General features: G+C 37.3%; 11 protein-coding genes. 1 reads left to right on the top strand and 10 read right to left on the bottom strand.

The window, feature by feature from the left end; translation table 11 throughout:
- Positions 1-2,784 (bottom strand): SusC/RagA family TonB-linked outer membrane protein (locus tag AC1DDX_RS17110; RefSeq protein WP_477622318.1); only part of this gene is annotated, 2,784 nt, incomplete at its 3' end.
- Positions 2,785-2,997: 213 nt separating this feature from the next.
- Here AC1DDX_RS17110 and AC1DDX_RS17105 point away from each other — a divergent pair.
- Positions 2,998-3,864, top strand: coding sequence for an AraC family transcriptional regulator (locus tag AC1DDX_RS17105; protein WP_048903235.1), 867 nt, complete (start codon positions 2,998-3,000; stop codon positions 3,862-3,864).
- Here the strand turns inward: AC1DDX_RS17105 and AC1DDX_RS17100 are convergent.
- From AC1DDX_RS17100 to AC1DDX_RS17060, 9 genes are all read right to left on the bottom strand, one after another.
- The gene (locus AC1DDX_RS17100) at positions 3,854-4,282 is read right to left on the bottom strand and encodes an L-rhamnose mutarotase (protein WP_337716734.1); all 429 of its coding nucleotides are present in this window, start codon (positions 4,280-4,282) and stop codon (positions 3,854-3,856) included. The two genes, AC1DDX_RS17105 and AC1DDX_RS17100, sit on opposite strands and share 11 nt — an antisense overlap.
- Before the next feature lie 7 nt (positions 4,283-4,289).
- A complete protein-coding gene (locus tag AC1DDX_RS17095; RefSeq protein ID WP_337716731.1) occupies positions 4,290-5,861 on the bottom strand; it encodes an SLC5 family protein in 1,572 nt (523 codons plus the stop codon).
- 14 nt (positions 5,862-5,875) lie between these two features.
- A complete protein-coding gene (locus AC1DDX_RS17090; RefSeq protein ID WP_477622317.1) occupies positions 5,876-7,048 on the bottom strand; it encodes an enolase C-terminal domain-like protein in 1,173 nt (390 codons plus the stop codon).
- A 6-nt stretch (positions 7,049-7,054) separates the two neighbouring features.
- On the bottom strand, positions 7,055-7,939 hold the full coding sequence (locus AC1DDX_RS17085) for an aldo/keto reductase (RefSeq protein WP_337716725.1): 885 nt from the start codon (positions 7,937-7,939) through the stop codon (positions 7,055-7,057).
- A gap of 2 nt (positions 7,940-7,941) precedes the next feature.
- Positions 7,942-8,796: a hypothetical protein gene (locus AC1DDX_RS17080; RefSeq protein ID WP_477622316.1), complete on the bottom strand. Its 855-nt coding sequence runs from the start codon at positions 8,794-8,796 to the stop codon at positions 7,942-7,944.
- Positions 8,739-10,124: a hypothetical protein gene (locus AC1DDX_RS17075; protein ID WP_477622315.1), complete on the bottom strand. Its 1,386-nt coding sequence runs from the start codon at positions 10,122-10,124 to the stop codon at positions 8,739-8,741. Before AC1DDX_RS17075 ends, AC1DDX_RS17080 begins: the two co-directional genes overlap by 58 nt.
- A 105-nt stretch (positions 10,125-10,229) precedes the next feature.
- Entirely contained in the window at positions 10,230-12,110 is a 1,881-nt protein-coding gene (locus AC1DDX_RS17070) for a glycoside hydrolase family 97 protein (RefSeq protein WP_337716723.1), read from the bottom strand.
- A gap of 3 nt (positions 12,111-12,113) precedes the next feature.
- Positions 12,114-13,541, bottom strand: coding sequence for an aryl-sulfate sulfotransferase (locus tag AC1DDX_RS17065; RefSeq protein ID WP_337716721.1), 1,428 nt, complete (start codon positions 13,539-13,541; stop codon positions 12,114-12,116).
- Positions 13,542-13,684: 143 nt separating this feature from the next.
- Positions 13,685-15,346, bottom strand: a complete 1,662-nt coding sequence (locus tag AC1DDX_RS17060) for a RagB/SusD family nutrient uptake outer membrane protein (RefSeq protein ID WP_477622314.1) — start codon at positions 15,344-15,346, stop codon at positions 13,685-13,687.
- Positions 15,347-15,375 lie beyond the last annotated feature (29 nt).

The following is a 15,375-nucleotide window of genomic DNA, read 5'->3' as shown; positions in this document are numbered from 1 at the left end:
AAATGAGCCATTAAAATTAGCCGTCACGCTTAACCCTTTCCATCCCACATTTAGGTTTAAGCCCAGGACTTTAGCGTTATTGCTTTTATTGAGTACAGTGATGTCATTATCATTGATAGTATTGTCTCCATTGAAGTCCTTATAGGCAAACTGGCCAGGTTTGGGCACATTCCCATTGAAATTATACCCCGGATGAGCCGCTAGCAAAGCATCAACATCAGCTTGTGATCGAAGCAAATGATCAACAGTATAACCTGTAATCATATTGGCAGAACGACCACCTCCTATAATATTTTGATAATCATAGGTGATATTTTGATCCCTTAGGACATACCAGGAATTACCGTAGGTGGCATTTAGACCTATATCATACTTAAATTCTCCAATGTTATTACTATAGTTCAAACTTAGATCAATACCATTTGCTTTCATTTTTCCATAATTTACTGATGGTAAAGGGCGGCTAAAAGTTGGGGGTGTACTTTGAATCCTTGTACTTAAAATATCATAGGTAAGGGTATGCCAATATTCTGCAGTGGCAGTGAAGTGTTTTAAGAAACTGATATCAACACCAAAATTCTTGTTCAGGTATTTTTCCCAGGTAATATTAAGATTCGGAAATACATTGTATCGTATTCCCGGATTAAGTGAAGGGGACTCGCCAAAAATTGCATTATTCCCTGCAATGTAATTATCTTCATACTGCCAGCGTTTCGCATTCGAATCATCTTTCGCACCATTTGGGTCTATTCCCACAAAGTCATTCCCGGTTAGTCCAACTGAAGCCCTTAATTTTAATGACTCTACCCCTTTTACGTTGCTAAAGAAATTTTCTTTTGAAATGATCCAAGCTGCGGAAGCTGAGGGGAAGAAACCCCAACGTTTATCTTCTGGAAAATTTACCGAACCATCATAACGATAAGTAAATGTAGCGACATACTTATCAGCATAATCATAAGCAAATTGCCCAATATACGATTTACGACCAGTTGTAGGCAGGAAACCGTAAGTATTACTAATCCCCTTTGTAGGTGTACTATTTACTACACCCGCCCCTCCGGTAGATGCCCACCATTGATCAGTCATATAAATAGGAAAACCATTGATGACGGCATCTATACCATCATAACTCCTTTCCTGACGCTCGTACACCAATGCCGCATTTACGTGATGTTCACCAAAACTCCTTTCAAAATTTACCTGAAGGTTCAACTGTCCCTCCTGATTCCAGGCCGACAGTTTTTCTAAACTAGGTGAATGTGCAGTAAGACGCTGTCCTACAATCGTATTCAAATCCCAAATAACAGGCTCAACCTGTTTCAATTGGTAATAGGTGAAAGGATGTGTATATATTTTTTGATTGCTGTTGTTAAAAGTTTTTATATAACCCACTTTAGCACTTAACCCCTGCAAGAAGGGTGCTTTGTAAGTTAAATTTAAATTAACAACAGATTTAATGGCTTCAGAATTGTTATATCCTGCCAATCCATCTGCTTCACCAGATTTATTGGAAATCCAAAAATAATCGACCGGTAAACCAGTCGCGGTAAACGAGGGCATATAAGGTTGCCACAGTAGGAGCTTAGGATACATATCTCCTGACCAATCGCCCTGAGGGGAATTAAATTTATTATTATTTAAGCTAAGACCAGCAAAAACAGTTACATCTTTGGTAAGGTTAGCTGTTATATTTGCCCTAACATTGTATTTTTTTTCATTAGTATTCTTGATGAAAGTTTCTTGATTTACATAAGAAGCTCCAACAAAATATTGAAGTTTATCTGTACCTCCAGATGCACTTAAATTATGTGTAGTAATAGAAGGGTTTACATAAACATCTTTTAATAGATCAAAACCATATCCCTTGCCCCCACCAAAATCTGTATCTTTAAAATACGCTTTTGCAGTCTCAGTCCAGGGGGTATTTGCCGGTCCGCCGGCTTCACCCCAAATTCTGTTTTGAATAACTCCCCATTCCATAATATCTGTTAGCTCCATATTTTTTCCCCGGACATCTCGCCCAGTATTCACGGAGTAATTAACAGTTGCTTTACCTGCTTTACCACGTTTGGTAGTAACTAATACTACACCTGCGCCCGCACGGGCACCATAAGCAGCAGTAGTAGCTGCATCTTTTAAAATAGTTACTTCTTCAACGTCATTAGGACTTAAGTTGTTGAATTCCGCAGCATCACTAGTAACTTTTCCATCAATTACATATAAAGTCGGCGCAGCATTCCACGAACTTGGTGTTCTTATACTAATACCAGGTTGCTCTCCAGGTTTACCACTAGGGGTAGAAACATATAAACCTGCCATTCTACCTGCTAATAAGTTACCAACTGAGGTCGTCGGAATTTCAGTGTCTTGTTCTATAAATTTGACGGAAGCTACTGAACCGCTCATGAGGGTTTTCTTTTGCTTTGAATAACCAACAATTACCGTTTCCTGTAATCCAATAGTAGTAGAAACCATTTCTATTATCATTCCTTGTTTAGGTGCAACAGTTACAGTCTGATAACTAATCATTGTAATTTTTAGCATTGACCCGTTAGGCACGGCAATTGTAAATTTACCAGATCCATCCGCTTTTACTGATGATGCAACCTCAGCTTCGTTGGCTTGTGTCCCCGTAACGGAGATAGTTGCCCCGGCCAATGGAACCTTCCCTTCTGAATCAACTACTGTCCCAGATATTTTTTCTTGCGCAAAAACATAATGGGATTGTAGTAACATGAAGACGATTCCGAGCACCCGCAAGTGCATTTGTAATACCTGTTTCATAATTTAAATTATTTGGTTGTTGGTTATTTGACTGTTTTATCTCCTATACGAAAACAATCGATTGCTTACGGAGTAAATCTCTTAACAATAGTTATTTACAACTACCGTTAATTTGATTAATTGCAATGTTTTTTTTGCATCAAGCCCTTACATCTAACCATAAATAGACTATATTTAATTAGCTTTATATACTAGACCCAATAAACCATAGAAATGCAGTATATCTACGAGAACTTTACCTTTCCCCCTGACCAATCATTTACTGTGCGATCAGAAATTCTGGAAGTAAAAAAGTATACTTCATTAAAGTCTCATGTTAATTTTGAGATTGCATTAATTGAAAATTGTTTTGGTAAGCGTTTTGTCGGCGATCATATCGAAGATTTCAGTGGCACAGAACTCGTGCTTTTGGGAAGTTATTTACCACATTGCTGGCAATACTATAATACTATAGACGACAAAGTACAACCGCAAGCAATTGTTGTACACTTTTTCCCGGATTTTTTGGGAAGAGATTTACTATCGAAGCCAGAAGCCTCTGCTCTAAATCATCTATTCGAAAATGCTTCAAAAGGTATTTTATTTTCAGGACCTACAGTAGCAAGAGCAAAAATGATTCTGAATCAAATGTTATTTGAAACAGGGTTATCCCGGGCTGCATTAATGCTCCAGCTTTTAGATGTTTTATCTCAATCTAACTCATGTAGAACGCTGTCATCCCCTTCTTTTAATATCATAGAAAGTTCAACTGAAGCAAATAAAATCAACCGTGTGTTTGATTATATATTCAATAATTTCAAAGAAGACATTTCTTTACAGGATGTTGCTTCAATCATCCCCATGTCTACAGCCGCTTTCTGCCGGTTTTTTAAGCTTAAAACCAACAGAACTTTAGTTGAATTTATAAAAGAAATAAGGGTTGGGCATGCCGCTAAATTGTTAATTGAAGGCAACCATAATGTAACAGAAACCTGCTACATAAGTGGCTACAACAACATCTCTAATTTCAATAAGCACTTCAAAGAAGTAAAGGGCTTATCGCCAAGAGACTTTATTAAGCAATATAAAATTACTGCTTAAACTTGTAAAAAGGAATTACCTCAACCCATTTCTGTCCTTCAGAAGTACCATTAACTCCTTTTTGATAAGTATTCATTAATTTATTCCATTCTGCACAACGGGGGCTATAAGATTCTGCCAACTTTCCCATTTCGTTTAAATCTGCATTTTCAGGAACCATGATCGTCATCACAATAAGATCATTAAAATGGTAAAGTGTAATACTTTTATAACCTGCTTTCTTAAAGCCAGCCTCTACCTCCGGCCAAATTTGCTTATGGTATGCCAAATACTCATTCAGTTTTTTATCGTTATCCACTGTATTTACTACAAATACTTTTTCAACAAGTGCAGATTCCTTATCAGAATTAGCCGGGCTGCACATGATAAAGGAACAAGTAAAAATTATTGATGCCAACTGAAGGATTTTTTTTTTCATCAAAGTATTAGTTAAAAAGTAAGTAAATTATAATCATGACAGATGCCAAGCCTAACCATGCCAGCCAAATAGGTTTGGAATTGTAAGCATCTTCTTCTGTCGGCTCATTTTTTGACTCAAGAAGTGAAGGGATTACCGAGTTTATTGCCGGTTTTGTAATTAATGTTACTACTATAATAACAATACTTAACGCTACGAACAGATAAAATGAAAGCAAAAGGAAATGAGGCCAATAACCTTTATAAGGATAATTTAATACATGACATGCCCCAAGAATTAAGCAAACCAACCCACCACCATAAAGAACTATCTCCACAGATGTGCTATTCACACGTTTCCAAATGATGCCTGCCAGAAATACGACAGACAGCGGTGGAGCAAGTATAGAAACCAAGCCTTGACTTAATTCAAAAAAATTTTTCCCTGAATAGGAAAAAACCATGGCGATACCTACACCTACTATTGCGGCAATAATAGTTATCCATTTTCCCATTTTTATCTGTTGCTTCTGATTAAGCACCTTAATCTGCGAAACAACATCCAATGTAAACACTGTACAAAAAGAATTTAAACTGGAAGATACCGTATCAATCAATGATGCTATTAATGCCGCAATGCTTAGACCCAGTAAACCATGAGGCATTAATTCTTTAATCATAGTAATGTAGGCATTATCGGCCTGGGCTGTATCTTTAAATAAAACATAACACATAATACCAGGAAGAATAAATATTAATGGCATTATGATTTTAAGCGCTCCAATGAATATTGCTCCATACTGGCCTTCTTTTAAATTCTTTGCCGCCAGCACTTTTTGCACAATCGTCTGATCGGCACACCAATAATAAATAGCCACCACCGGATAACCTAAAACAATAGCTATCCATGAGTATTCGGGGTTTGACGCAGGCAAAAATAACTTCCAAAAAGAGTCTGGCGTTTGGCTAACCAGTAAATCTACGCTGCCAATTTTCTGAAAACCCAAAAAAGTAAGCAGTATTGAAGAAACTATAATAATTATCGATTGAAAAACCCCTGTACGGACTACCGCCTTTAGTCCTCCAATAGCAGTAAAACTAGTGGCCACAATAGCAATTATAACAACGGCTATAAATAAAGAACAATTAAATATTCCCGAAATTAAAAGCCCCCCCGCATACAAAGCACTGCCTAACCATACGACTAATATTGAAATTAAGCTATAGATAACCAGAAAATTATACGATCTTTTACCAAATCGAATCAGTAAAAACTGGGGGATAGTACTTATTTTGGCTTTTAAGTAGTAGGGCAAAAAAACCATGGATAACAGCATTAAAAAGACCCAGGCCAGCAATTCAAAATTACTGCCAACAATACCATGAGAAAAACCAATACCTGCAAATCCAATTAACATCATAGGGCCGGCATTGGCACTAAACATAGAAAAACCAATTTGCCACCACTTCAGCGTTCGGCCACCCAAAAATATATCTTCCTGATTTTTCTCTTTTTTACTAAAGCGAAAACCAATACAAAATAAAGCAAGGGCGTATAGCCCTAAAATTATATAATCGATGTAATTGAATGATAAACTCAAAGTTGGTCCCCTAGTTACATAGACACAACAGGGTTATATTTTGAAACATCTTGTTTTTCCCATAACCGCTCTTGTACTATCTTATTTTCTTTATAACAATAATCCCAATCAATTCTTACCGGCAGCCCCTCTATTTCGGACAAGTAGAATCTGCCGTTTTCCCATACTGGTCTGACTAAAAAATATTTTTCTAACCCATACATCAGCGGATATAAGTACTCAATCATACTATCCCTATTTGCGGAAGTCATGAGAAACGCTGAATATAGGGAATATCCACCAGAAGAGAATTGCAAATTTTTATTTTCGCAAAGGTCTCTTATTTCCATCCACTCTTTCATTCCACCTAATTGTGTTGGAACAGGCTGTAGGTGTCTAACTCCGGAATCAACAAGGGTTGGGAAGATCTTTGATGTCCGCTCGGATTCCCCATAAGCTACAGTAACCGATAATTTTTCACAAAGTAGTTCAATTTGATCATAAGCAGCTGAATGTATAGGCTCTTCTAACCAACATAAATTTTCTTCTCCAATGGCATCAACAAATTTAAACACATCATTACAGTTCCAAATCTGGTTTACGTCCACCGCGATCTTCATTTTATTACCGGCCAAACTCTTTACAAATTTCACTCTGTTAATGTCCTCATTTATTTTTGCCCCAAAGTCTTTTCCAATCTTCATTTTGTAGCAGTCAACACCTTTATTCATCAAAAAACTCACTTCGGTTTCCAGTTCCTGGAGTGTATAATTGGTACCTCCTCCACTGCCATACATTTTCACATCATTTTGAGTACTGCCAATATATCTATACAATGGAACTTTTCTACGCCTTGCGGCCAAATCATACAAAGCCATATCAACCTGGCCCAATATTGCCCCAGCCGCACCTTTAAATCCTTCATTTCTAATAGACCAATATAATTTAGGATAAAACTCTTTATAAGGAACCGATCGGCTGTGAAAAAGTATTGGGAAAATACAGGATTCCAGAATGTTCATATAGCTATTATAAACCGGGGCTTCTCCCAAGTTCCCATCCTCATCCTCTATGGTTATAATTGATATTCCGAAGTTGGGGAAAGGCCCCATAGTAGCATCCTGAAAAGGAGTTACTGCTGCAACCTGCTCCAGAACTCTTATCCTAATTCYTTTTATATTAAAAATCTCATTATCTATGTCGTACATCTATTGTCAATTAAGCGTTAGTAGTATTTCATTATAAATTTCCGTAGGCAATTCACCCAATTTCATTGCATCAAGGGTGTCCCTTAATTGCATCCTGTCTGCAGCACCAATTACAATTTTAAACTCAGCCGGAATGGTTAAAAGAAATCGATGTGCAAGCTCCTGCAGCGAAATGTTATATTTATCTGCTATTGAATTAACTCTTTTCACCTGCTCAATATTTTTTAATCCGAGCCAGTTGGGAGGAGAAGTTGTGAATTCAGAAAATCTACAACCTAACAATCCCATGTTTAAAGGACTGGCCGCGTAATATTTTCTATTGTTATCTCTACAAAAAGGGATAGTATTGTCCAAAGCATCAATACAACAAGCATTAAGCCTGTTATATTCCATAATGACATCGAACTGGTTAGATTTAAAATAGGGTTCAAACCATTCGGGTGCGTTACCACCCAAACCAATTCTTTTTGCATAGCCTTGATGCATAAAGAATTCCATCTGCTTCAAAACCTGTTCTATATCAGATGGAGGAATTGCAGCAGGGTCATGTAAAAATAGAATGTCTATAATCGGAATGTTTAATGATTTTAAGCTGTTTTCCACACTCCTTTTCATGCCATCGGCGGTGTAATTATAGTGTGCTTCGTCAACCTTGTAACCTTTTAAGCGACCCACTTTTGTACTAATCAACGGTCTTTTACCAGTCCATTGTTTTAAAGCTTTTCCTACCAGCTCCTCCGCATCTCCATAGGCAGGAGCAGTGTCTATAGCCACTATTCGGCATTTAAGGGCATCCAGAATTGTCAATATTGATTCCTGAGCATCAATCTCCCTCCAAATACCGCCAAGTCCGGCAGTGCCCAGCACCAATTTATTTGTCTCCTTTATCATAATTATAGCATTGTTATGCCATTTGCAGGGTTAACTTTAATCATTATAGTTCCGCCAGTTTTAACCTTAACCTTAGGCCATCTTAAAAATGCCGTATAACTTAAGGGTTTTCTGGCCTGTTTTTCAGTTTCGGCCAGTACCGACACACTTGCATCGTATTCCGTTTCATTTTTGAGTTGAATGGTAATACCTGATTTATCAATTGATAATACCTGAGCTTTTACATGATCAAAAACGTATAATTTTTTATGATTCATATTAACATAAATGCCAGGGATTTCCAAAGCCATCAGTACCCCATTTGTTTCTGTCCACGAGTTACGCGTGTTTATAAAATTACCAATACTTCCTTTCCCTTCGGCATCACTTAGCTGAATTCTTTCCATTGAAGAACCAATCAGGTTATTAGTTGTTAAATGCCCCGGCATATTTACTGCTTCGGCATGTGCGTGCTGAATATCTCTGATCAAATCTGCATAAAGCGGATTACCTGTAGCCCTGAATAGCTTAAAGATATAATCTCCCGAAGCCGTGCAAATACCGGGAGCCGCATGCTTATTTTGAATACTGGCCCAAATAGCGCCGGCCATATTGCTCTTAAGCTTTCCTATTTCACTATTTGGAGGAAAAACAGGGTCATAAGAAAACGTCCACGTAGCACCTAATGCAGCTTGAACTTCTGCCCTATTCAACCATTCTTTTTGTCCTGTGTAATAATACAAAGCCATTAGCGATTCTAAGAACCCAAATGCGGATTCAGAATCGGCATCTTGAGATATATCTCCACAATGACCTCCTGTTAAACCTTGCTTTTCAACATCCCGCTGATAATAAAATTTAGCTGCATCCCGAGCCACCTTGTATTTACGAAAGCAGCAGCGAGCTTTTCAGTTGCATTTTCCCACTCCGGTTTAACACTTTTGCCATAGCCCTGAGCTTTTAACAGTTGCATATGTTTTATGAGCCAAAGCAACGCATCCGCATTTTTCCTTACCATGGCCTGAATTGGTTTAAAATCAGGAGACATCTTTTCAGGAATAATTTCTCCGCCAGCTGTAATTCCTCCATAAAAATATCCGCTTTTTCCTTGCAATTTATTTACCACAAAATCCAATTCAGCAATAACCCTATCTCTCTCCTTTTTATCATTAAGGGTTAACATTGGGTAGGTATTCATCATTCCACTAACCCATCCAAGCTGAAAATTCTTATTGTTTTCAGGTCTATAAAATGATCCTGCAGGAACATCAACAAAGTTCCCTTTACATATATTTGTAGCTACTTCAAACAATTTACTCATAGGTATTATGTTACGAGGGTGGTTTAAACCTGAAAGCGCTTTACGTACCTGCATAAACTTCTTTAAAAGATCTGGAATGTTGGCAGCATTAAAAACGTATACTTTAAAGTTTAACGTTATCTCATCACCAGAATTCCAATCGGGTGCTTTGTCACCACTTATGTGAAAATCACCAAAGCCGGTTGCCATTTTACGAACTGCAGGTGCAGAAATACTGAAAGAACAGCTGTCTTTTGCTGCATTTTCCGTAATAGTTAATCCGCTGCTACCCAATCTGGTCATTTGCTCAGTAAGTACAACAAATCCTTTTTGTTCCTTTTTTGAGAAAAAACACAATGCGGGCGTAGCCACATTTCCTGTTGTCAACTCTACAAGCGAGGCTTTATTTGATTCAATTGAAAGTCGGGGATTGTTAGAAATAGTAAGCGGCACGGAAGGGTTATAATACATATCCTTTGGGTATTGTGGACTGTAACTGTTTCCAATTGCTCGGTAACGGTTTCCATTGTAAACAGAAGCAGGTACTAACACATAGTTTTCTGGATTCCATTTACTAAAATCAAAGGAAACTGAAACTGCTGATGACTTAGCAACACCACTGTTTAAGCGAAATGACGTAGAAACATCCATAACTCCGGGATGCTTCGAAACCGGACTTGCCTTAAATTGCATACTCCAATTACCTGTTTTTGTCTGCAACAACTCTTTGTTAAATGGCTGTTCGGATAGTAAGTCTGTTCCATTAAATTCCTTTACCGACAATCTTAATGAACCGTTTATATCTCTTAATAATTCATTAAGGGATCCAACTGGTTCTTGTGCTAATGAAACCGTTCCACTGCTTAAACAAAGAAAACCAATCAACGTCACCCTTAAATTCTTCATTCCCATAATCTATTTTACTAGTTTAGCGTAAAGATTAAACTATAGGTGGCTTAATACCACCCATAATTTGACTATTAGTAATGTTTTTTTTGCATGAAATGTAGATCAGTTTTTTATAGGTCTGATAATTATTGCCTGACCATTTTTAGGCTGTAACTGAATATTTAAAACAGTTGATGCATTTACATTCATTTTCTTTATTGCGAGTTTGGTTGGTGTTAAAAGAGAGGCGTCATCATTATAAACCGTGGCTTCATACTGTTTATTTTTATTTAAAAAAAGGAGTGGCAACGCGAAGTTTCTTGCTTTACACGTTAAAGTTCCAACATACCAATCGTCTCCGCTTTTACGTGCGATAGTTCCGAACTCCCCTATCTTTGCTTCTATCACTTTTGTATCGTCCCACACAGTAGGTAGAGCATCGTAAAAACTAAGATCAGGAATTTCACTTATAACAGAAGCAGTAGATCCCGCTCCACCTTTTTGTCTAGGTGAATCGTCGGGTCGGTCGTACCAATACACAAATTGCCATGGGCTGTAAATACAAATTGCCTTTGCCATTTGAGAGGCATGAGAACCCATATTGTTTACTCTGGGGGCAAAATAACAATTGGTAAAATCCCCAGCACCTGCAATCATCCGAGTAAACATGGTAATTAATACCTGATGGTTATCTGGACTTTCTTCTTCTCCACGTATTCCTTCCTGAGTTAATAAATTCGGATAAGTTCTGGAATATCCTGTTGGCCGGTATTCATCATGAATATCAATCATCAGCTGATTGTCGGCAGCTTTTCTGACTGCTTCATGCAACCAGGACGTATTTTGTTGCGATCCTACATTAACAAAACCGTATTTAATACCTTTTACACCCCAAGATTTAAATAATGGCAGTATCGAATCTAACTGTCTGGATAATGCCCTCTGATTTACATAAAGAATTACACCAACATCTTTAAGCTTTCCGTAATCTATTATTTCCTGCAGCGCCAATGGCCCCGCAGATCTCGAAGGATCGACATTTACAGCTAATGCACTTGATGCGTTATCGTACTCATGGCCATACCAACCAGCATCAAATTCTATATATCGTAAATTGTGTTTGGCGGCAAAATCTATGCTCGCTTTACCACCTGTTGTGGTAAGTGTTACTTCACGAATTACTTTGCCAGGTTTTATCCATGATGCATCTACTAGGGCAGAAGAATGATTAAGATTCAGAATAAAATAATTGTTTTCTAACAGTTTACCGGCTGATTCTGCAATCATGACAAAGCGCCACGGAGTTGAAAAATCGGTATTATAAACTGCTTTACCATCAAGAGCAGCAACAAGCATTAAACTATCTTTTGCAGATCGGCTAAATTTCATTCTAGCATGATCTACCAATGCTGCTTCCCCCAAAGCAATGAAACGGTTTTGCTCCATTTCAATTACATATGGCCGCTCAGTTCCATTCACAGTTTTACTGATATTGCCCCGGCTGTATTTTGCCTGCGCAGCTCCGGTAATCCAGGAAGGGTAGTCCTTAGTAAACTTGAAACCAGTAAGTTCACGGGAAACAATAACTTGCTTAGTGGCAGGCACATTATATTTAAATGCGACACCTTCATTATAAACTCTTGAAGTAACCGAGAACAAACGAAAAGGCTCTTTATGCTCTTTAAATTGAATGGTAACTTCATTATAATTATCAGAATACGTATTTTTTTCTCCGTATACCGGGTTCCATTGCTCATTTACAAGTTTTCGTTTTGCGGAAACAATTGCAAGGTTTTCTGACAATGGATTGTCATTTTCAAATTCGAGTCCTAAAGGAGAATTAGCGATAACCTGAACACCTGCATAAGAAATAGAATAGCTTAAAGAATTGCCTGTGCTAAAGATTAATACTGTTTTTTTATCGGGGCTTAATACTTTTACCTCTTTTGCCTGAAGTATTAGAGAATTACTTATAAAACACAGTACCAGCAGAAATTTATTCATATTTTACAATGCTCCTATATAAGGTTTTGATTTACTAAATGGAATAAACTCTACACGGTAAGGTGTGTTGGCACACATCATACTCCAAAACACTTTGCCATTTTTATTGATAAGAAACACCTGATTTTGTTTAGAAACGCAGGTTAAAATAGTACTATCGTTAATTAGATAGGCACTTCCCATTCTATCTGTAAAAGTTCCTTCATGTAATTGAGTCTGCAATTTTAAAGATATTCGTTTGGATACCGGATTTAAATCAAAGACTAATATCTGCGAACGCTTTTTGCTGGTCCCATTATCAAATAGCACGAGGTTGCGTCTACTATTTATATGAACTGCATGTCCCTGATCGAACTCAGCACCTTTAGGCAATGCAAAATCTCCTCCCTTTCCGAACTTCCACATCACTTTTTTGTTTGTGGCATTAACTTTCCAGATCTGGCCGTTATTGTAAAATGAAATGATGTAGTTTCCATCCGTATCAATAAAAAGGCTGTTGGCATGCATCCAATCTTTTGCCTCTTTTAAAATGTTTTTTTCTTTTAAAGGATCAAGCGCTTCAAATACACTCCAGCTCCATATTTTTTTTCCTGATTTATCTAACACCAAGATACCATCCCCTTTAACTGTATCGGCTTCTTTGCCTCCTACAGCCCTTAAATCGATAAGTTTTTCATCTGCGCTTAAGGTAACGTATTGATTTTTCGCATTAAGTAATATTTCATGATGAATTGTTTGTTTAAAATCCATCACTCCTTTCTTTAAATGAAAAATGGTATCACCGGTTAGAGACAATTCCAAAATTTCATTTCCATAGCTCGTTGGATAGTCCATTGGGGCTAAAATTGAAAGAATAGTTTTGTTTTGTGTAAAATGAGCTACCTTAACCCCGGTATTATGGAATCTCTGATACCACCTTAAGGTACCCTGAAAATCTATCATCCCAATACAACCCGGTGTTTCTCTGTTGTAAACCAACATGCTACCGGCTTTAAATTCAGTTGGTAATTCCTGCTCATTTTGAAGATTTACATGATACAAGCCAAGTAATTGGTCGGGAACATCTTTTGTTTTAAAAGTATATATCTCAGATTCGAACCTTACACCGCCATTTCCCGATACAATACGATATTGATAAGTGGAATTAAATTTCAAATTGGTTAACACAATTTTAAAGTCACTTCTTTGTTTAGAAACAGGAGTTGCATTTAATTTATCCTTTTGGCCATTTAGCCAATATTCAATGTATGCATCTTCAGGTTTAGCACAAGAAAATTGAACTGCAACTCTTAGTGAGTTTCCATCTGCTGTTTCATTCAATGAAATATTTTTGAAAGTACTAAATACATCATCATTACACGCATTAACACAGATTACAATGATCATTATTCCAATAACAAATATTCTTGAGCGGTTTATTTTTGAAAACATTTAATATAAATATATATGACTTTAAATCTGTGGGTTTAAAGGTGAGGCCGTCATCATCATGATGACCACAATCATCATAATGACGACCTACCTTTTTTAGGCACCCAAAATGGGCACCCATTTTTGAGAGCCTATTTAAAGAACTACCGCCATAAGGGGTTTTGTTCAATTTTGTTATTGGTTTGTAACTCAGCTGTCGGAATTGGGAAAACATAATTCCTAGGCTGTAAATATTGGGCACCTTGCTTGTTTGTTTCCATAAAATGCACCTTTAACTGTGCAGGTGTATACCAGCGTTTTAAATCTTGCCATCTATTTTGTTCAAAAAACATCTCTAACAACTTTTGATGACTAATTTCGTTCATAACACTTGTTAAGTCAGGAAGGTTTGCCCCAGTTTTCTCTGGTAGTCCTGCTCTTACTCTAATTCTGTTAATATCAGCAATTGCTTTTGCTAAATCTCCATTTTGAGCAGCAGCTTCGGCATGCATAAGCAATACCTCTGCATAACGCATAATTACATTATTAGCAGTAGAAGGCGTTGCCGACCAATAATTGTCTGCACTCTCTTTACCGCTCCAACCATTGGTAAATTTATTGATCAAGAACTGATTAGTTCCTGATATATCTAACAATGATTTGGGGTCGATTTTCGATATATTAGCCTGAGCAGAAGCCCATAGGTCATCAAAAGTTTTGGTTCCGCCATACCAGGTGATATCGGTTTCGCCGAAATTCGAACGTTTCCATGATAAGGTATAATACATTCTTTTGTCGAACTTAGTATCCGAGCCAGCAGGTCTTTTTTCCAACATAAATTGATTGATAAGATAATTGGTTGGAACATATTTAAACCATCCGCCTCCAGCAGGAGGGCCAATCAACTGAGGTAAATAATTATACATAGGTGAGTTTGCTCCTTCTACACCCCAAGGACCATAAGGATCGCCAAAAGGGCCATAAACCCATTGAAAAACAGCTTCTTTGTTAAACTCATTTTTATCGGTAAAGTTTTCAGAATATTCAGAGATTAAATCGTAAGCATATGGAGCAGTATTTAACAAGGCTAACGTGGTCTCCGCTTTTTGATAATCTTTGGTATACAGATATGCTTTACCTAAATAAGCAATGGCAGCACCACTTGTTGCTCTGCCCAAATCTGCAGAAGGCCTTGTAGTTGGCAACCCATTTTGGGCATCTGTAAAATCTGAAATTGCCTGTGCATAAACCTCCGCGACAGGTTTGCTTGGCATAAATTGATCATCGGCAGTTTTTGCCGGGGCAATAATAAGTGGCACGTCTCCGAAATTAGACGCCAATGTAAAGTAACAAAGTCCACGCAGAAATTTGGTCTCAGCAATATATGACTTCTTCAAATCATCACTAACCTCCACCTTATCGGCATTAGCCAATACTAAATTTGCGCGATAAATGGATTTATAAAGCGATGAAAAAGTAGAAGATGCATCTGAATTTGTAGCTTCATTTGTGAATAAAGCAATATTAGTAGTAGCAGCTTCACCACCTGGAAATGTAAGCACATCATCGCCCAACGAATTGATGTTCTGGATACCAGTAAATGCACCCCAATAACCATATAAAGGCTGTCTTAAAAGACTATAAACGGAAGCTACAGCCGATTTTAAATCAGCTTCAGTTTTCCAGAATTGTTCTTCAGTAATTTTATTTGGATTTGTTGTTTTAAGAAAATCTTTTTTACAACCATATATCGTTAACAACGCAAGTGGAAGTACCAGTAATTTTATTTGGATTTGTTGTTTTAAGAAAATCTTTTTTACAACCATATATCGTTAACAACGCAAGTGGAAGTACC

The sequence above is a fragment of the Pedobacter sp. 10L46_2 genome (assembly GCF_056395165.1).
This window is presented reverse-complemented; position numbering and strand designations above follow the sequence as displayed.